A 17,992-nucleotide genomic window follows, 5' to 3' on the forward strand; every position below is an offset into this window, starting at 1 on the left:
AACGCGTTTCTTTTTCCATGGATTTTCTTGTTGTAGACGATGACCAGATCTTTCGCGAAGCCACCTGTCTCCTGATCGAGGAGGAAGGTCATTTCGCCACCAGTGCTTCGAACGGCGACGTCGCGCTCGAACGCGTGCGCGAAGACAAGTTCGACGCGGTGCTGCTCGACCTGCACCTCGGCCGGCAAAACGGGCTGCAGCTGCTGCCGATGCTCCTGAAAGTGCGGCCGAACCTGCCGATCGTGATGTTTTCCGCGCAGGGCACGGTGAAGACCGCGGTGCAGGCGCTGCATCAGGGCGCGGTCGATTTCCTCGAAAAACCGTTCACCCGCGACCAGTTTCACGCGGTGCTCGCGCGGTTGCGCCGCATCAGCGAAATGGGCCAGAAGATCGAGCGGCTCGAGCAGGAGGTGAAGGAGGTCCAGTCGCAGAGTCCCGAGCCGCTGATCGATTTCGAGACGCCGGTGATGCGCGCGGTGATGGACGTGCTGCAACGGGCCGCGAAGAGCACGGCGTCAGTTTTGATTCTCGGCGAGAGCGGCACGGGCAAGAGCGTGGCCGCGCGTTCGCTGCACGAGCAGAGTCACCTGCACGACAAGCCGTTCGTGACGGTGAGTTGCCCGGCGTTGTCGAAGGAACTGCTCGAGAGCCAGCTCTTCGGTCACGTGCGCGGGGCGTTCACCGGCGCGATGCGCGATCACTGGGGCAAGGTCAAAGCCGCGGAAGGCGGCACGCTGTTTCTCGACGAGATCGGCGACCTGCCGCTCGAGATCCAGCCGAAGCTGCTGCGCCTGTTGCAGGAAAAGGAATACGAACGGCTCGGCGAGACGGTGACGCGTCGCTCGGACGTGCGCATCGTGGCGGCGACGAATCGGGATTTGAAGAAGCGTGTCGCGGAGGGCGCGTTTCGCGAGGACCTGTATTACCGGCTTAATGTGATCACGGTCGAGATGCCGCCGCTGCGGGCGCGACCGCGCGACGTGCTGCGTTTCGCGGAGCATTACGTGCAGCACTGTGCGCGTCAGTTCGGCCGCAAGGTCGAAGGGTTCACCGACGAGGCGGCGGAATGCATCCGGCGTTACAGCTGGCCGGGCAACCTGCGCGAGCTGCGCAACACGATCGAGCGCGCGGTGATTCTCGCGCCGGAGCGGCGGATCGGACTCAGCGACCTGCCGATCGAGATCCGGCAGAATGAAACCGGCGCCGGTCTGACCGGCGACACGCCGCTCCACACCGGCGCGATGGTGACCTTGCAGGCGTTGGAGGAGCAGCACATCAAGCGCGTGCTGGAGGTCACCTCGAGCATGAACGAAGCCGCCGACATCCTCGGCATCGACCAGGCGACATTGTATCGGAAGCGGAAGAAGATGGGGTTGAAGTAGGGAGGACGGGGGGGGATTTTGCTGTCGCCGATCGGCGAGGTCGTAAGGTTCCGCGCGAGCCTGCTGCGCCGATGCGTTTCGTTCCCCGCAAGACTCTGAATCACGACTGCCCTTCCTGGGCCGAAACCGGCGCGCTCTATTTCGTAACGATCAACGCTGCACCGCGCGGCACATCGGACCTGGTGCAACCCGATTCCACGGCGAGCCTGCTCGAAAGTGCGGCGCATTATCATCGCCAAGGACGCTGGTTTGCGCGGCTGTTTCTATTGATGCACGATCATGTTCACGCGCTTCTGGCGTTTCCACCGGTTGAGGCCATGCGCACGGTGATTTGCGATTGGAAACGCTACACGGCGCGAGTGCATGCGGCCCGCTGGCAGCGGGATTTTTTCGATCACCGGCTTCGTTCCAACGAAAGCTGGGAGCTGAAAGCCGACTACATCCGGCAAAATCCCGTGCGAAAAGGTCTGGTCCAACAGGCCACAGACTGGCCGTGGAGTCTGGAGGCATGACTCCGTCGGCCAAAGATCAAAAGGTGGGGGCGGCTGTCCCCAGCCGCCCTGAGTTTTGGCCACGCTGCCGGCGAGCGCACGCAAAACTCAGGGCGCGTGGGGACACGCGCCCCTACCTCTGCCTCCTCTTCGTTCTCTGTTTCCTCCCCCTCCGCGCCACCACGCTCGACATCCCCATCTTCGCGGGCGGTTACGGGACGGCATTCTACGAGGAAACGGCGCGGCAGTTCGAAGCCCTGCGGCCGGGTGTGACCGTGCGCATCTACGGCGATCCGCGCATCGCGGACAAGCTGCGCGTCCGCATGATCGACGGCCATCTGCCCGACGCCGCGCTACCGCGCGACCTGCTCATCCCTGCGCTCGCGCGCGCCGGCAAACTCCGCGATCTCACGCCGTATCTCGACGGCCCCAACTGGGAAGGCGACGCGCGCTGGCGCGACACGTTTCTCCCCGGCGCCCTCGATTCCTGGCTGATCGACGGCCACCCCTACGGGCTGCCGCTCAGCTACGCGGCGTGGACGATCTTCTACGACCGCGCGCTGTTTCGCGAACACGGCTGGACCGTGCCGCACACCTGGGACGCCTTCTTCGCCCTCTGCGAGCGCATCCAGGCTGCCGGGATCGCGCCGGTGAGCGTGAGCGGCGTTTACAGCGCGTATCCCGACGCGTTCCTCCGCGCCGCGTATTACAATCTCGCCGGCGCCGACGGCTGGCGCGCGCTCAACGCCCTCGCCCCCGGCGCATTCGTCGACCCGCGCTACGTCCGCGCCGCAGGGGTGCTCCAGCGGATCACGCAGGACTACACGCTGCGCGGCTGGGAAGGCGCGACGCACACCGCGGCGCAGCTCGCGTTCGTCGAGGGTCGGGCCGCGACGACCGTATCCGGATCGTGGATGCTCTACGAGATGGGCGACAAGATCCCGCGCGAGTTCGAGATCGGCGTGATGAACTTTCCCGTGTTTTCCGACGGCATCGCCGATCCGACGACGATCCAGGCCGGCGCGGACAGTTTCTTCGCATTCGCCACGGGCGACGCCGAACGCGAGCGGCTGACGATCGACTTTCTGCGCTTCCTGACCTCGCGGACGCGGGCCGCCGCGTTCGTGCGCGAAACCGATTCGCCGGTGGCGGTGCGCGGAATTCCGCTGGCGGCGTTTTCGCCGGCGATGCGGCCGGTCGCGGAGATGATCGCGAGCGCACGCGAGGCGTTCAACATGCCGCAACGCATGATGCAGCCGCCGGCGATCCGACAGGCGCTCGTCGACGGACGCAGTGCGCTGATGACCGGCAGGATCACGCCGCAGGAATATGGCGAGCGCATCGAGGCCGCCGCCGCGACCGACCGCGCCCGCGCCGCCGCCCCGAACGCCATCGAGATCCGGCATCCTTTTTCCGGCACGCTGCTGCTCGCGCTGCTCGGCGGCCTCGCGCTCTGGCTCGCCTGGAGAAAAAAGCAGAAAACGGTAGGGACGGTTGTCCCCAGCCGTCCTGGGGTCAACGCCACGTCACCCGCTTTGGATCCCAGCGATTCCTACTTCGGTCGTCTGCGCGTGCCCGTTGCCGCCGGATTCGTCGGACCGGCGCTCGCCCTCTACGCGGCGCTCGTGATCGGACCGGCGCTCGTCGCTTTTGGCTGGGCGTTCGTGCGCTGGGATGGACTTGGCGCGAGCGAGTGGGCGGGATGGTTCAACTTCAAATGGCTGCTCTTCGAGAGCGACCTGTTCTGGTTGGCGCTGCGGAACAACCTTTTCCTGATGATCGTGCCGGCGGCGATCGTGCTGCCGCTGGCGCTGCTCTTTGCGTATCTGCTCCACCGCGGCGTATGGGGCGCGTCGGCGTTTCGCGCGATCTTTCTGTTTCCCAACCTGCTCGGCGGCATCGCGGCGACGCTGCTGTGGCTCGGTGCCTACGAATCGCACGGCGGGCTCGTGAACGCCGCGCTGGTGCGGCTGGGCGATCTCGTGGGCTCGGATTGGTTGCGCGGTTTCGACGGTTATCCGTGGCTCGCGCAGGCGAATCTTTATCCGGCGCTGATCCCGATCTACGTGTGGATGGCGTGCGGTTTTAATCTCGTGCTTTATCTCGCCGCGATGGAGGGCGTGGATCCGCAGCTTTACGAGGCGGCGGAGCTCGATGGCGCGCCGCGCTGGCGACAGTTCTTCTCCGTCACGCTGCCGCTGATCTGGGAAGTGGTGGTGATCTCGGCGGTGTTTCTCGTGATCGGCGGCTTGAACGCGTTCGAGATGATCTGGCTGCTGACGTCGCAGGATCCGGACAGCTCCACGCACACGCTCGGGACGCTGATGGTGACGTCGATGTTCAAGGAGTTCCAAGTCGGTCGCGCGACGGCGATCGCGGTGACGCTGTTCGTGCTCGTGCTCGCCGCCAGCGCGGCGCTGATGCGCGGCTTGAAACGCGAAAGCGTGGAACGCTGAACCCGCGGCGCATCATGGAAATGGATACCACGCGTCCGACCGATCCTTCCACTCCGTCCCGGCGGCCGGTGTCGCTTTCGCGGGGTCTGATCTTCGCCGTCCTTGCGGGCTACGCCGCGTGGGTGCTGTTCCCGATGCTGTGGGTCGCGTATTCGTCGCTGAAATCCGACGCGGCGATTTTCCGCGACGCGTTCGCGCTGCCTGGGTGGGGCGAGTGGCAGACGGAGAACTACGCCGGTGCGTGGCGTGAGGCGCGGTTCAGCGAATATTTTTTCAACAGCGTGCTCGTGACGGCGGCGTCGGTGACGCTGATCGTGTCGCTCGGCGCGATGGCGGCATATGCGCTGGCGCGGTTTTACCATCCGCTCGGGCGGGCGGTGTTCTGGCTGTTTCTCGCGGGCCTGATGATTCCGGCGCAGCTGGCGGTGGTGCCGTTATTCTTCGAGTTGCGCGAACTCGGCCTGCTGAATTCGCGGGTCGGGCTGGTGCTGGTTTACACGGCGAACGGGCTGCCGTTCGCGATCTTCATCCTCGCGGGCTTTTTCCGGTCGCTGCCGCGGGCGTTGTATGAGGCGGCGGTGATCGACGGTTGCGGCGAGTGGACGGCGTTCTGGCGCGTGCTGTTGCCGCTGGCGCGACCGGGACTCGTGACGGTCGCGATCTTCCAGTTCATCGGCGTATGGAAGGAATATTTCTTCGCGTTCATGTTGATGAGCGGCGACGTGGAAGGCGGGGCGCGGACGCTGCCGCTGGGGCTGGCGAATCTGGCGATCACGGCGCAATACCGGAGCAATTACGGCATGCTGTTCGCCGGCATCGTGCTGGTGACGGTGCCGATCCTGATCGTTTACTTGTTGATGCAGCGGCAGATCGTGAAAGGCGTGGCGGCGGGGGCGTTGAAAGGCTGAGCGGGGCGCGGCGCAGGTTCGTTTCTCACCGGGTGTTGACCTGAACGCCTCCGAGTGAAGCGGCGCGCGAATGTGCCGATACAGGGCGCTGATGCCCACTGCCACGATGTTGCATCCCCGCCTGCCGAGGCGGGGAGCCACGCCGGGCCGTCGACCGACGACGGCCGCGGGTCGCCGCATCCTTGGTTCCCGGCGGGGGCGTTCGGCACGAGGTGGCCCGTGATGCGTTTCGTCCACGATCTTCCGATCCGGCGGAAGCTGGCGCTGATCAACGTGGTCACCACGGCGGCGGCGCTCATGCTGGCTTGTGCGGCGTTCGTGGGCTACGAGCAGGTGACTTTCCGGCAGACGCTGACGCGCAACCTCGCGATTACGGCCCAGATGATCGCGATCAACACGAGCTCGGCGCTCGCGTTCGAGGACACGGGTTCGGCGGAGCAGGTGTTGAAGGCGCTCGCCGCGCAGCCGCACATCGTGGCGGCGTGCGTTTACGACGGACGCGGCGCGGTGTTTGCCCAGTATCGGCGCGATGCCGTCCAGCCGGCGCAATGGCCGGTGCCGCAGGGCAACAGCGAGGCGTTCGACGCCGAGTCGCTCCAGATTTTTCGTCGGATCACCCTCGCGGGCGAAAACATCGGCACGATCTACGTGCAGTCCGATCTGACCGAGCTTGGCGCGCGCTGGCGGCGGTATGCCTTGATCGCGGGGACGGTGCTGGCGGTCGCGATTCTCGTGGCGCTGCTGGTGGGTCCGCGGCTGCAACGTTTGATTTCCCAACCGATCTCGTCGCTCGTCGAAGCGATGGCGGGCGTATCGGCGAAGGAGAGCCGTTATTCGGTGCGGGTGGCGAAGCGCGGCAATGACGAGCTGGGCCAGCTGATCGACGGCTTCAACGGCATGCTCGAGCAGATCCAGTCGCGCGATGCGGAACTGCGCCGCGCGCAGGTGGAATTGGAAACGCGGGTGGAGGAGCGCACGAAGGAGCTCCTCGTGCAGATCGCGGAGCGGCAGCGCACCGAAGAGGAGCGCGACCGGTTCTTCACGTTGTCGCTGGATTTGTTGTGCATCGTCGGCTTCGACGGCTCGATGCGCCGCACGAATCCCGCCTTCCACGCGGTGCTCGGCTATCACGTGCGGGAGCTGCGCAAGCGGTCGTATCTCGACATGGTGCATCCCGACGACCGCGCGCTGGCGATCGGGGAGATCGAGCAATTAAAACGGGGGAAGTCGGTCTTGAATTACGAGACTCGCGTGTGCGGCCGCGACGGCGAGTATCGCTGGATCGCCTGGAGTGCGAAAGCCGTCCCGGAGGGCGGATGCTTTTACGCCTATGGCCGCGACATCACCGAGCGGAAACGCGCCGAGACGGAGCGGGAGACACTCACCCGGCAGCTCCTCGATATCTCGCGCCAGGCCGGCATGGCCGAGGTTGCGACCAGCGTGCTGCACAACGTCGGCAACGTGCTGAACAGCGTGAACGTTTCCGCGACCCTCGTGCTGGACGAGGTGAAGAACTCCAAGGTGTCCGTCATCGCGCAGCTCGGCGGCCTGCTCCGGGAACACGCCACGGATCTCGGGGCGTTCCTGACGGACGACTCGCGCGGCCGGCAGATCCCGAATTTTCTGCAGACGCTGGCCGAGCACCTGGCCGCGGAACAAGCCACGATCCTCCGCGAGGTCGAGTCGTTGCGAAAGAACATCGAACACATCAAGGACATCGTCTCGATGCAGCAGAGCTATGCGCGCATCTCGGGCGTGGTCGAAACCGTCGCGGTCGCCGAACTCGTCGAGGACGCGATCCAGATGAACACCGGGGCGTTGCAGCGGCACGGCGTCACGCTCACCCGCGATTATCGCGACCGTCCGAGCATCACCGTGGAAAAGCACAAGGTCCTGCAGATCCTGGTGAACCTCATCCGCAACGCGAAGTATGCCTGCGACGAATCGGGCCGCGCGGAGAAACGCATCACCTTGCAGATCGCCGCGGGCGAAAGGAGCGTGCGGATCAGCGTCGCGGACAACGGCGTCGGCATCCCGGCGGAAAACCTCACGCGGATCTTCAATCACGGTTTCACCACGCGCTCGCACGGCCACGGTTTCGGGCTGCACAGCGGGGCGCTCACCGCGCAGGAACTGGGCGGTGCGATTCACGCCGCCAGCGACGGTCCGGGGCACGGCGCCACCTTTACGGTTGAGCTGCCGTACCGCCCCAAGGAAGTATCAGCCGCATGAGCACAGAAATCGTCGACAAGAATCTCCGCGTGCTCGTGGTCGACGACAACGAGGCCATCCACGCCGATTTCCGGAAGATCCTGGAGAAACCGGGTCGGACGGCCGACGCGCTCGCGGCAGCGGCGGCGGAATTGTTCGGCGACTTTGCGCCGCAGGCGCCGGTGCCCACGCCCGTGTTCGAAATGGAGTCGGCCTTTCAGGGCCAGGAGGGACTCGACTTTGTGCAGCGCGCGAAAGCCGCCGGTCGGCCCTACGCGATGGCGTTCGTCGACGTGCGCATGCCGCCGGGCTGGGACGGCGTCGAAACCGTCGTGCGCATGTGGCAGGTGCAGCCGGACCTGCAGATCGTGATTTGCACGGCGTATTCCGACTACTCATGGGACGAACTCTTCCGAAAGCTCGGGCATTCGGACCGGCTCGTGATCCTCAAAAAGCCGTTCGACAACATCGAGGTGCAGCAGCTCGCGACCGCGTTGACCGAGAAGTGGCGGCTGACGCAGCAGGCGCAGTTGAAAATCGAGGACCTCGAGCGCCGGGTGCAGCAACGTGCGACGGAGCTCGAAACCACGCTCGAACAGCTCGCCCACGCGCGCAAGATGGAGGCGGTCGGCCAGCTCGCCGGCGGCATTGCCCACGACTACAACAACATCCTCACCGCGACGCTGATGCAGCTCGGCCTGCTCGCCACGCATCCGGAGGCGACGCCGGCGATCCGAGCGGGGGTGGACGAGCTCGAGAAAATGGCGCAGCGCTCGGCCAGCCTGACACGGCAATTGCTGACCTTCAGCCGCCGCCAGGTGGTGCAGATCAAGGTCTTCGATCTCAACGAGAGCATCGACAACCTCGTCAAAATGCTGCGCCGGCTGCTCGGCGAACATATCGAGCTGACCCTCGCCAAATCCGCGCGGCCGATGTGGATCGAGGGCGATCCCGGCATGGTCGAGCAGGTGGTCACGAATCTGTGCGTCAACGCGCGCGACGCCATGATGCCGCGCGGCGGCCGGCTTTCGCTGGCGACCGAAGCGGTCACGCTCGACGCGAGTGCCCCGGCCGCCAACCCCGAATCCCGCCCCGGATCGTTTATCCGGCTCACCGTCGAGGACACTGGCTGCGGCATGGATGCGATGACCATCGAGCACATCTTCGAGCCGTTCTTCACCACCAAGGAGCTGGGCAAGGGCACCGGACTCGGCCTGGCGACAGTGTACGGCATCGCGAAGCAGCATCACGGCTGGGTGGAGGTCAGCAGCGAGCCCGAGCGAGGCAGCCGGTTTCGGGTCTATTTTCCAGTGGCCGCAAAGGTGGTGCCGCTGCCGGCGCCGACCGCGCCGGTCGATGCCCGCCGGCACACCGGATGTGTGCTGATCGTGGAGGACGAGGAAACGGTGCGGTTCATCGCGTCGCGGGCGCTGCAGCGCAGCGGTTATCGCGTGCTCGAGGCGATCGACGGTCCCGATGCGATCCGCCTCTGGTCGCGCCACGCGACGGAAATCGACCTGCTGTTTTCGGACATGGTGATGCCGAACGGTCTTTCCGGGGTGGATCTCGCGCGACGGTTCCGCGCCGAAAGGCCGGAGCTGAAGGTCGTGATCACGAGCGGCTATAGCATGAATCTCGCGAAGGAAGGGCTGCCCGCCGGCCCGGATATCGCGTATCTGGCCAAACCCTACGAAGTGGCCGGCCTGACCCGCCTCATGCACCAGACGCTGGAAGGCGAGCCCCGCTCAGCCTGAGCCGAAGATGGCGGCGGCGGCCGCGCGGGTATCCCACGCCGCGACACAGGAACGACGAAACCGGGCGGCGGCTTGACACGGCGAATTTTTGAGTGAACCGATATTCATTCAAAAATGCCGAGGACACCCCGACAGTTCGAAACCATCCGGCGGCGCACGCGGGCGCGCATCGTCCGCGCGGCTGCCGCGCTCTTCGTGGAGCAGGGCATCCATGCGACCACGGTGGCCGACATCGCGCGTCGCGCCGGCGTCGCGGTCGGGCTGCTGTATCGTCATTTCGAAACCAAGGAGGAGTTGCTGGCCACCATCGTCGCCGACTCGCGGGATCATCTGGAAACGACGATCGATGCCCTGGTCGCGGGCGGACCGCATCTCGCGGAATTCGCGGATGCCCTGCTCTCCGCGCTGAAGGCGAACCGGAAGCGCTGGCGGATGCTGCTCGCGGTCCTGCTGCAACCGCAGGCCCGGAAGGTGTTGCCCAAGGCGCGCTGGGAGTTCGAGGCGCGCCTCGCCGACGCCGTGAGCCGGCTCGCGCCGATGCCATCGGCGCACCCGGCGGTGGCGGCCGGCGATGTCCCGCGCTTCCTGCACGCTGTCGTGATGGCCTATCTCGTCACCGAAAACGAAGCCCTGGCCCGCGACCTCGCCGCGGCGCTGTTCCGACGATCATGAAACCGCTTTCCCCCTCGCTGTGGGCGACACTCGCCTTGTATCTCGTGACCGTGGTCCACCATGCCTACGGCGCCGCGGTCTACGACACCCCGTGGCGGCTGCATGTCGTCGGAATCGGCGCCGTGGCTTTGCTGCCGATTGTCCTGCTCGCGGCGTGGGCGGCGAAATCGCGCCGCCGTGGACCGCTGGTTGCCTATGCGCTGGCGAGCTTCCTCCTGTTCGGCTTGCCCATCGGATTCTTCGAAGGCGGCTACAATCATGTGGTGAAGAACGTCGCGTTCCTGGCGGGCGCCGGTCGCGAAACCCTGGATACGCTGTATTTCTTCGCCGTGGGCGCCTACGAAATTCCGAACGACTGGATTTTCGAAGTGTCGGGCGGGTTGCAACTCGTCGTGGGACTGGTGCAGGCCCGGCTGCTCTGGCGGTTGGGCGCAGTCCCGGACGTCGAAGGCGCCGAAGGCGAACGCCGGCGGCTGACGCCGGGCGAAATGATCGCTCCCTTTGCGGCCATGACCATTTGCGGCGAAAGCGTGCCGGTGCCCGATCCCGCGGGGCGCTGGGTGCATCTTCATTTTCGCCGGTTTGCGGGCTGTCCGATCTGTATCACGCACCTGCGGGCGATGGCGCGGCAGCACGAGGAGATCGTCCGCGCCGGCGTGCGTCAGGTGGTGTTCTTTCATTCTTCGGCGGCTGAAGTGGAGAAGCACGAAGGCGGATTGCCGTTCGATCTGGTGGCGGACGTGAGCAAGACATTTTACCGGCGTTTCGCCGTCGAGCAGTCGTGGTCCGCCTTTCTGCATCCGCGGGCGCTCGGCGCGGCGTTGCGCAGTGCGGTGCGTGGCCGCGGCGGGTTCAAGGTGGAGAATGGCCGCCGCGGATTGCCGGCGGATTTTCTGCTCGATGCGAGCGGCCGTGTGGTCGCCGTCCACTACGGCACGCATGCGTTCGATCAATGGGACGCCGGCACGCTGCTCGCGCTGGTCGCCGGTGCGACCCCACCTCAACGCGTCACGCGCCCGGCTTAGCTTGCGGCGGTCGCTTCCTGCACGAGTGCGGCGATCCCCGGCGGCAACGCCAGGCCGTGGGCGAGTTCCTGCGCGCGCGGCGACATCTTGCGCCAGGTTTTCCGCAGGATATCGATGAACTTCTCCCGCGGATAATCCGCGTGCTGGGCGGCGAACGCACCGATCTCGTTTTCCAGAAAAACGAGGCACGCCGCATCCTCGAGCGCCTGCGTGCCGGGATTGGTTTTCAGGCCGCTTTTGGAAACCCACGTCGCGACTTCGGCGGCTTCCTCGGCGGGCACGCCGGCTTCGAGCAGGAGCGCGCGAGCGCGTTCCGCTTGTTTCGTGTAAAGCGAGCGGCGCCACGTGAGATAACCGGCTTTGCCCTCGGGAAAACTCGCGCGTGGCACCGACCAGCGTTCGAGGTGCTGACAGCGCGCGGCGAGCCGCAGGAGCGGCGTGGGCTCCGCGGCGACGCGCGCGACCCACGCCTCCATGCGCTCGGCATAAACGAGTTCGGCGGGACGCCCGTCCGCGGAAACATTCGGGTCGGCGGCATGGGCAGCGTCGATCAGGGCGCGGGCGCGGTCGTAGGAGTCCATTGGATCGCAGTCGAAACCGTTGCTTTTGATGCGGCAAGCTGCAGATTTCGCGCCGTGCACGCGCCGTCACGCCCACGTCCGCGGGAGAAATGCTCTCCCGGCGGTCGCCGTTTCGACGCGTGGCTCCGGGCCTGAGGGCTCCGGTTGCATGCATGCTCCCGACGATTGCCGAAGTTGCGGGGTCTGCTGTTTTTCGCGGCTCGAGGCGTATGTGCGCGTGACGGGGGAGGATTGGGCGCGATTGGAGCCGGACGCGGATCGCCTCGCGCACTTCATCGGGAATCGCGCGTTCCTGCGGATGACGGAGGGGCATTGCGCGGCACTGGAGATTCGGCACCGGCCCGACGGACAGTCCGACCATTTTTGCACGATTTATGAACAACGGCCGCAGATCTGTCGCGATCTCGCCCGCGGTTCACCCGAGTGCCTCGGCGAAATCGCCACCAAGGCGATGCGGCCGGTGGAATCCCGGATTCGGTAGCGGGTTGCTCAATCTTCCGTTGCGTTCGAAGGCACCCATCGTAGAAACGCCGTTTCCCACTTTCCCACGATGCCCACTGCCGAAGTCCCCGCCCCCGCGGCCATTCGTCCCGTCAAGAAGCTCATGGCTGCCAACCGCAGCGAAATCGCCGTGCGTATTTTTCGCGCCGGGACGGAGCTTGGATTGCGGACGGTCGCGGTATTTGCCCACGAAGACCGTTTGAGCATCCACCGCTACAAGGCGGACGAGGCGTATCAGGTGGGCGAAGGGAAAGGGCCGGTCGCTGCCTATCTCGACATCGAGAGCATCGTCGACATCGCGAAGGCGAAGGGCGTCGACGCGATTCACCCGGGCTACGGTTTTCTTTCCGAAAACGCCGACTTCGCCCGCGCCTGCGCCAAGGCCGGTCTGATCTTTGTCGGTCCGCGCCCCGAACTGCTCGAGATGATGGGCGACAAGACCGCCGCCCGCGCCCTGGCGAAACGCATCCACGTGCCCGTGCTGCCGGGCACCGAGGAGCCGATCACCGATCGCGAGGAAGCGCTGAAGACGGCGAAGTCGATCGGCTTTCCGCTTATTATCAAGGCGGCCTTCGGCGGCGGCGGCCGCGGCATGCGCGTCGTCCAAAAGGCTTCCGATCTCGCCGGCCTGCTCGATGAAGCGCAGGCGGAGGCGGGCCGCGCGTTCGGCAATCCGGCGGTGTTTCTCGAGAAATACATCCCGCGCGCGAAGCACATCGAGGTGCAGATCCTCGGCGACCAGCACGGCAATGTCATCCATCTCCACGAGCGCGACTGCTCCGTGCAGCGCCGGCACCAGAAGGTGATCGAGGTCGCGCCGAGCTACGGGCTCCCGGAAAAAGTCGTGTCCGAGTTGTGCGAGGCCGCGGCCCGCATGGCGCGCGAGATCCGCTACGACAACGCCGGCACAATCGAATTCCTCTACGATCTCGACCGCCACGAGTGGTTCTTCATCGAGATGAACCCGCGTATCCAGGTTGAGCACACGGTCACCGAGGTGATCACCGGCCTCGACCTCGTCCGCGCGCAGATCCTGATCGCGCAGGGCTACTCGCTGCATTCGCCGGAGGTCGGCATGCCGCCGCAGGACCAGGTGCCGCGCAACGGCTACGCGATCCAGTGCCGCATCACGACGGAGGATCCGGAAAACAAGTTCATCCCCGACTACGGCCGGCTGCTCGCGTATCGCTCGCCCGGCGGCTTCGGCGTGCGCCTCGACGGCGCGATGGGCTTCGCCGGCGCGGTGATCACGCCGTTCTACGACTCGCTGCTCGTGAAGTGCATCACCAGCGGCCACACCTACGACATCGCGCTCAACCGCTCGCGCCGCGTCCTCAGCGAGTTCCGGATCCGCGGCGTCAAGACGAACATCCCGTTCCTCGAAAACGTCATCGCGCATCCGACCTTCCGCAGCGGCGCGGCGACGACCACGCTGATCGACACGACGCCGGAGCTGTTCAAGTTCAAGCCCCGCCGCGACCGCGCGACGAAGCTGCTCAACTTCCTCGGCAACGTCATCGTCAACGGCAACCCCCACGCCAAGGGTTTCCGTCCGGAGAAATCCTTCACGCCCGCGCTGCCGCTTGCGTCCGGCCACGGTGAGGCGCCCCGCGGCACCCGCCAGCTCCTCCTCGAACTCGGGCCGCGCAAGTTCGCCGAGTGGACGCTCAAGCAGAAGCGTCTCCTGATCACGGATACGACGTTCCGCGACGCGCACCAGTCGCTGATGGCGACGCGCGTCCGCACCTACGACATGCTCGCCAGCGCCAGCGCCGTCGCGCACCACGCGCCGGGCCTGTTCTCGCTCGAGATGTGGGGCGGCGCGACCTTCGACACCGCGATGCGCTTCCTCAACGAGGATCCGTGGGAGCGCCTCCGGCAGCTCCGCGCGCGCGTGCCGAACATCTGTTTCCAGATGCTGTTCCGCGGCGCCAACGCCGTCGGTTACACGAATTATCCCGACCACGTCGTCGCCGGTTTCGTGAAGCATGCGGCCGCGAGCGGCATGGACATCTTCCGCATCTTCGACTCGCTCAACTACCTGCCGAACCTCCGCGTCGGCATGGAAGCGGTGCAGGGCACGCACGCGATCTGCGAGGCGGCGATCTGCTACACGGGCGACATCCTCGACGACCGCCGCGACAAGTTCTCGCTGAAGTATTACGTGAAGCTCGCGCAGGAGCTGGAGCGCATGGGCGCGCATTTCCTCGCGATCAAGGACATGGCGGGCCTCTGCCGGCCGTATGCGGCGCATAAGCTCGTGAAGGCGCTGCGCGAGGAGATCGGCCTGCCGATCCATTTCCACACGCACGACACGAGCGGCATCGCCGCCGCCTCGATCCTGCGCGCGAGCGATGCCGGCGTGAACGTCGTCGATCTCGCGCTCGCCGCGATGAGCGGCAGCACGGCGCAGCCGAATCTCAATTCGATCGTCGCCGCGCTCCAGCACACGCCGCGCGACACCGGTCTCGATCTGGATCGGTTGAACACGTTCTCCGATTACTGGGAGCACGTGCGCGAATTCTATCGTCCGTTCGACACCGCGCCGAAGACCGGATCCGCCGAGGTCTATCTGCACGAAATGCCGGGCGGCCAGTATACGAATCTCAAGGAGCAGGCCGCCGCGATGGGCGTCTCGCAGCGCTGGCCGGAAATCGCGCGCACCTACGCCGAGGTCAACGCGCTCTTTGGCGACATCGTGAAGGTCACGCCGTCTTCGAAGGTCGTCGGCGACATGGCGCTCTTCCTCTTCTCGCGCGGCATCAAGCCCGCCGACGTGGTCAACCTCGAGCCCGGCGCCACGCCGTTCCCCGAGAGCGTGATCGACATGATGATGGGCGGACTCGGCTGGCCCGAGGGCGGCTGGCCGGAGCCCGTCTGGCGCGCGATCCTCGGCGAGAAACGTTTCAAGGAAGCGAAGGCCAAATACACGGCCGACACCGCGAAGAAGGCGAAAGCCGCGAAGAAGGCTGCTGTGTCGAATGCGGATCTCGTCGTCATTCGCGCGGAGCTGGCCGACAAGCTCCGCCACGAGCCGTCGGACGACGAACTCTACTCGCACCTCATGTATCCGGGCGTGTTCGCGGACTTCGTGAAACACCAGCGCGAATACGGCGATGTGAGCGTGCTGCCGACGCCGGCGTTCTTCTACGGGTTGAAGCCCGGCGAGGAAATTTCGGTCGAGATCGAAGAGGGCAAGGTCCTCATCATCCGCCTGATCTCCGTCGGCGCGCCCGACAAGGACGGCCGCCGCACGCTGAGCTACGAGCTCAACGGCATCGCGCGTGAAGCGTTCATCGTCGACAAGAGCGTGGCGCCAAAGGTGAAGGCGCGCGTGAAGGCCGATCTCGCCGACCCGATGCAGGTCGCGGCGCCGATCCCCGGTTTGATCGTCCTCATGTCGGCTTCGGTCGGAGCGAAAGTCGCGAAGGGTGACAAGCTCTTCATGATGGAAGCGATGAAGATGCAGACCACGGTGTATGCGCAGGCCGACGGCGTGGTCGCGGAGGTCAACGCCGCGATCGGCGATACGGTCGAGGCCAAGGACCTCATCGTGAAGCTCCGCTCCGCGGGCTGAGTCGGCGCTTTTCGCCGCCGTGGAAAAAATAGATCGCGGTGCGACCGTTGCCGGTTGCACCGCTTCCGCGCGGCGTGGCGGCGTTCGGAACGAGACGCGCTTATCTTTAGCCTGTCGGTTGTTCTGTCGCGTCGTGCGCAAGCGGAGGCGCTGCTTTTCGACGTCTCAGGGATTCACCTACACCGCGGCCGGGAAATGAATGGTAACTATGATTGGCAGACTGAATTTCGATTTCTCAGTAATGTCTTGGGATGCCTGATCGTGCCGCCCGACTCCAACGACGCTTCGGCCAGGTCTTGCGCGCCGAGAGAACCGCGCGATCGCTTACCCAGCAAGATGTTGCATTCGAGGCGGAGCTGAGCCTCACCTACGTCGGGGAAGTGGAGCGCGGGGAGCGAATGATTTCGTTGGATACGCTTTCGCGGGTGGCGCACGCATTGGACATGGCGCCATCGGAACTGCTGGCGAAGGTGGAAGCGCTCGCGGCGGTGGAGGAGCGGGATCGCGTCGAGCCGGCGCCGGGTGGAAAAGGCGCGGGGAGCCCGAATGGGGCGCCGATTCTCATCGCCGAGGACGATCAGGACGATCTGTCGCTGGTGCGCCATTTTCTCGGCATCGCCGGCATCAAGCGCCCGCTCGTCACGGTGGGCAACGGCGAGCAGCTGATCGATTACCTGCGCCCGCTCTGTGACGGCACGGGCAACCCGACCGGTGCCCTCAAGCCGTGCTTGCTCTTCCTCGACATCAACATGCCGAAGGTCGACGGGTTCGAAGCCTTGGAATGGATCCGCGCGCAGCCGGTGTTGAAGGAGATGCCGGTCGTCGCGCTTTCGAGCTCGATCGAGCCCCACGACATCAAACGCGCGGCCAAACTCGGCGTCACGCGGTTCATGACGAAATACCCCCGTCCGCAGGTGTTTGCGGAGATCGTCGACAGCTATTGCAGCATCGGTTGATCCCGCGACGGGGCCGAGAAGGCGCGTTTCTGGAGGTGGCGCGGCGCGCTTCAAGCCGGGCCGGTCGTTCCGAACGGCATCGACGGCGTGCCTCCCGCCACCAGGATCGTCCGTCGTGCGGCGCGCCGCATGAGCCATATCCTGGTTTACACTACGAAGGTCGATCGCGCGAAAGTCGCCGCCGCAGGTATCCACAAAAACGATGCGAACCTGACACCCGGCGGAAGTTTCACTTGCGGAGCGGGTGACGGGGCATAGTTGTTGCCCGCCACTTGCGATGAATCCGCCCCACCAGGAACTTGCGTCCGCCTTTCGGCTCATCGTGGCCGTGCAGGAGCTGTCGCTCGCCCGCAGCATGCAGCGCGTGCAGGAAATCGTGCGGCGCACGGCGCGGGAGCTGACCGGCGCGGACGGGGCGACCTTCGTCCTGCGGGAGGGGGGCAACTGCTATTATGCGGACGAAGACGCGATCGGGCCGCTGTGGAAGGGCCGGCGTTTCCCCCTGGAAAGCTGTGTCAGCGGCTGGGTGATGCGGCGAGGCGAGCCGCTCGTGATCGCGGACATCTATGCGGACCCGCGTGTGCCGCTCGATGCCTATCGCCCGACTTTCGTGAAAAGCCTCGCGATGGTGCCGATCCGACGGGAGGCGCCGATCGGCGCCATCGGCAACTACTGGGCCTCGCACCGCGTGGCTTCGCCGACGGAGTTGCAGCTGCTCCAAGCCCTGGCCGACAGCACGTCGGTCGCCCTGGAAAACGTGCAGGTCTACGCGGAGCTCGAGCAGCGCGTGAAGGAGCGGACGATGGAGCTGGAGCGCGCGAACCGGGAACTGGAATCCTTTTCGTATACGGTCTCGCACGACCTGCGCGCGCCGATCCGCCACATCAACGGGTTCGCCACGATGCTGGGCAAGCATCCCGACTGCGGTCAGGAGGCGCTCGGCCTGGTGACCCGGATCCAGAAATCGTCGCTGCGGATGAATCAGCTCATCGACGACATGATGAAGCTGGCGCGGATCTCGCGGATGGCCTTGCAGCGCGAGCGGGTCGATTTTTCGACGCTCGCCGCCGAGATCCTGGCGGCGAGCCGGGTGGGCGATCCCGACCGCGACGTCGAGCTGGCGATTGCCCCCGGGCTGGTGGCGGACGGCGACCCTGGACTGCTGCGCATCGCGCTCGAAAACCTCCTCGGCAACGCGTGGAAGTTTACCGCCAGGACGCCGCGCGCACGCATCGAGTTCGGCGCGACGAGCGGCTCCCCGCGGGAATTTTTCGTCCGCGACAACGGCCCGGGCTTCAAGATGGAGCACGCGAAGAAACTGTTTCAGCCGTTCTCGCGCCTGCATTCGGAGCACGAATTTCCGGGCAGCGGCATCGGCCTCGCGACCGTTCACCGCATCGTGGAGAAACACGGCGGCGCCATGCGCGTAGAAGCAGGGCTCGATCAAGGCGCCACTTTCTATTTTACTCTGGGATAAA

Annotated in this window: 13 protein-coding genes; 12 read left to right on the forward strand and 1 reads right to left on the reverse strand. The window is 65.7% G+C overall.

The window, feature by feature from the left end; genetic code table 11:
* Positions 1-17 precede the first annotated feature (17 nt).
* From AC6RV7_RS18240 to AC6RV7_RS18275, 8 genes are all read left to right on the forward strand, one after another.
* Positions 18-1,382 carry a sigma-54-dependent transcriptional regulator gene (locus tag AC6RV7_RS18240; RefSeq protein ID WP_500095597.1) on the forward strand — a complete coding sequence of 455 codons (1,365 nt, stop codon included), beginning with the start codon at positions 18-20 and terminating at the stop codon, positions 1,380-1,382.
* 71 nt (positions 1,383-1,453) lie between these two features.
* Entirely contained in the window at positions 1,454-1,894 is a 441-nt protein-coding gene (locus tag AC6RV7_RS18245; RefSeq protein ID WP_500095599.1) for an REP-associated tyrosine transposase, read from the forward strand.
* A complete protein-coding gene (locus AC6RV7_RS18250; protein ID WP_500095601.1) occupies positions 1,891-4,329 on the forward strand; it encodes an extracellular solute-binding protein in 2,439 nt (812 codons plus the stop codon). Before AC6RV7_RS18245 ends, AC6RV7_RS18250 begins: the two co-directional genes overlap by 4 nt.
* Before the next feature lie 14 nt (positions 4,330-4,343).
* Positions 4,344-5,237, forward strand: coding sequence for a carbohydrate ABC transporter permease (locus tag AC6RV7_RS18255; RefSeq protein ID WP_500095603.1), 894 nt, complete (start codon positions 4,344-4,346; stop codon positions 5,235-5,237).
* Positions 5,238-5,459: 222 nt separating this feature from the next.
* A complete protein-coding gene (locus tag AC6RV7_RS18260) occupies positions 5,460-7,469 on the forward strand; it encodes a sensor histidine kinase, YfiR-like protein-associated (RefSeq protein WP_500095605.1) in 2,010 nt (669 codons plus the stop codon).
* Positions 7,466-9,202: a response regulator gene (locus AC6RV7_RS18265; protein ID WP_500095607.1), complete on the forward strand. Its 1,737-nt coding sequence runs from the start codon at positions 7,466-7,468 to the stop codon at positions 9,200-9,202. Before AC6RV7_RS18260 ends, AC6RV7_RS18265 begins: the two co-directional genes overlap by 4 nt.
* Before the next feature lie 114 nt (positions 9,203-9,316).
* The gene (locus tag AC6RV7_RS18270) at positions 9,317-9,874 is read left to right on the forward strand and encodes a TetR/AcrR family transcriptional regulator (protein WP_500095609.1); all 558 of its coding nucleotides are present in this window, start codon (positions 9,317-9,319) and stop codon (positions 9,872-9,874) included.
* Complete coding sequence (locus AC6RV7_RS18275; protein ID WP_500095611.1) at positions 9,871-10,899, forward strand: redoxin domain-containing protein; 1,029 nt, start codon at positions 9,871-9,873, stop codon at positions 10,897-10,899. Before AC6RV7_RS18270 ends, AC6RV7_RS18275 begins: the two co-directional genes overlap by 4 nt.
* Here AC6RV7_RS18275 and AC6RV7_RS18280 read toward each other — a convergent pair.
* On the reverse strand, positions 10,896-11,480 hold the full coding sequence (locus AC6RV7_RS18280) for a DUF4202 domain-containing protein (RefSeq protein WP_500095613.1): 585 nt from the start codon (positions 11,478-11,480) through the stop codon (positions 10,896-10,898). The genes AC6RV7_RS18275 and AC6RV7_RS18280 overlap by 4 nt on opposite strands.
* A 148-nt stretch (positions 11,481-11,628) precedes the next feature.
* On the opposite strand from AC6RV7_RS18280, the gene AC6RV7_RS18285 reads away from it, so the two are divergent.
* The 4 genes from AC6RV7_RS18285 to AC6RV7_RS18300 all read left to right on the forward strand — a co-directional run bounded on the left by AC6RV7_RS18285 (position 11,629) and on the right by AC6RV7_RS18300 (position 17,991).
* The gene (locus tag AC6RV7_RS18285) at positions 11,629-11,961 is read left to right on the forward strand and encodes a YkgJ family cysteine cluster protein (protein WP_500095615.1); all 333 of its coding nucleotides are present in this window, start codon (positions 11,629-11,631) and stop codon (positions 11,959-11,961) included.
* Positions 11,962-12,030: 69 nt separating this feature from the next.
* Positions 12,031-15,558, forward strand: coding sequence for a pyruvate carboxylase (locus tag AC6RV7_RS18290; protein ID WP_500095617.1), 3,528 nt, complete (start codon positions 12,031-12,033; stop codon positions 15,556-15,558).
* A 251-nt stretch (positions 15,559-15,809) separates the two neighbouring features.
* Complete coding sequence (locus AC6RV7_RS18295) at positions 15,810-16,514, forward strand: response regulator (protein ID WP_500095619.1); 705 nt, start codon at positions 15,810-15,812, stop codon at positions 16,512-16,514.
* A 277-nt stretch (positions 16,515-16,791) separates the two neighbouring features.
* Positions 16,792-17,991, forward strand: coding sequence for a sensor histidine kinase (locus tag AC6RV7_RS18300; RefSeq protein WP_500095622.1), 1,200 nt, complete (start codon positions 16,792-16,794; stop codon positions 17,989-17,991).
* The last annotated feature ends 1 nt before the right edge of the window (position 17,992 follow it).

It is taken from the genome of Opitutus sp. sgz309028 (genome assembly GCF_059821195.1).

Bases quoted from the DNA above. Each gene is read 5' to 3' on its own strand.
- AC6RV7_RS18265 (WP_500095607.1), top strand. From the start codon at position 7,466: ATGAGCACAGAAATCGTCGACAAGAATCTCCGCGTGCTCGTGGTCGAC.
- AC6RV7_RS18290 (WP_500095617.1), top strand. From the start codon at position 12,031: ATGCCCACTGCCGAAGTCCCCGCCCCCGCGGCCATTCGTCCCGTCAAG.
- AC6RV7_RS18250 (WP_500095601.1), top strand. From the start codon at position 1,891: ATGACTCCGTCGGCCAAAGATCAAAAGGTGGGGGCGGCTGTCCCCAGC.
- AC6RV7_RS18240 (WP_500095597.1), top strand. From the start codon at position 18: ATGGATTTTCTTGTTGTAGACGATGACCAGATCTTTCGCGAAGCCACC.
- AC6RV7_RS18285 (WP_500095615.1), top strand. From the start codon at position 11,629: ATGCATGCTCCCGACGATTGCCGAAGTTGCGGGGTCTGCTGTTTTTCG.
- AC6RV7_RS18300 (WP_500095622.1), top strand. From the start codon at position 16,792: ATGAATCCGCCCCACCAGGAACTTGCGTCCGCCTTTCGGCTCATCGTG.
- AC6RV7_RS18270 (WP_500095609.1), top strand. From the start codon at position 9,317: ATGCCGAGGACACCCCGACAGTTCGAAACCATCCGGCGGCGCACGCGG.
- AC6RV7_RS18280 (WP_500095613.1), bottom strand. From the start codon at position 11,480: ATGGACTCCTACGACCGCGCCCGCGCCCTGATCGACGCTGCCCATGCC.
- AC6RV7_RS18260 (WP_500095605.1), top strand. From the start codon at position 5,460: ATGCGTTTCGTCCACGATCTTCCGATCCGGCGGAAGCTGGCGCTGATC.
- AC6RV7_RS18295 (WP_500095619.1), top strand. From the start codon at position 15,810: ATGCCTGATCGTGCCGCCCGACTCCAACGACGCTTCGGCCAGGTCTTG.
- AC6RV7_RS18245 (WP_500095599.1), top strand. From the start codon at position 1,454: ATGCGTTTCGTTCCCCGCAAGACTCTGAATCACGACTGCCCTTCCTGG.
- AC6RV7_RS18275 (WP_500095611.1), top strand. From the start codon at position 9,871: ATGAAACCGCTTTCCCCCTCGCTGTGGGCGACACTCGCCTTGTATCTC.
- AC6RV7_RS18255 (WP_500095603.1), top strand. From the start codon at position 4,344: ATGGAAATGGATACCACGCGTCCGACCGATCCTTCCACTCCGTCCCGG.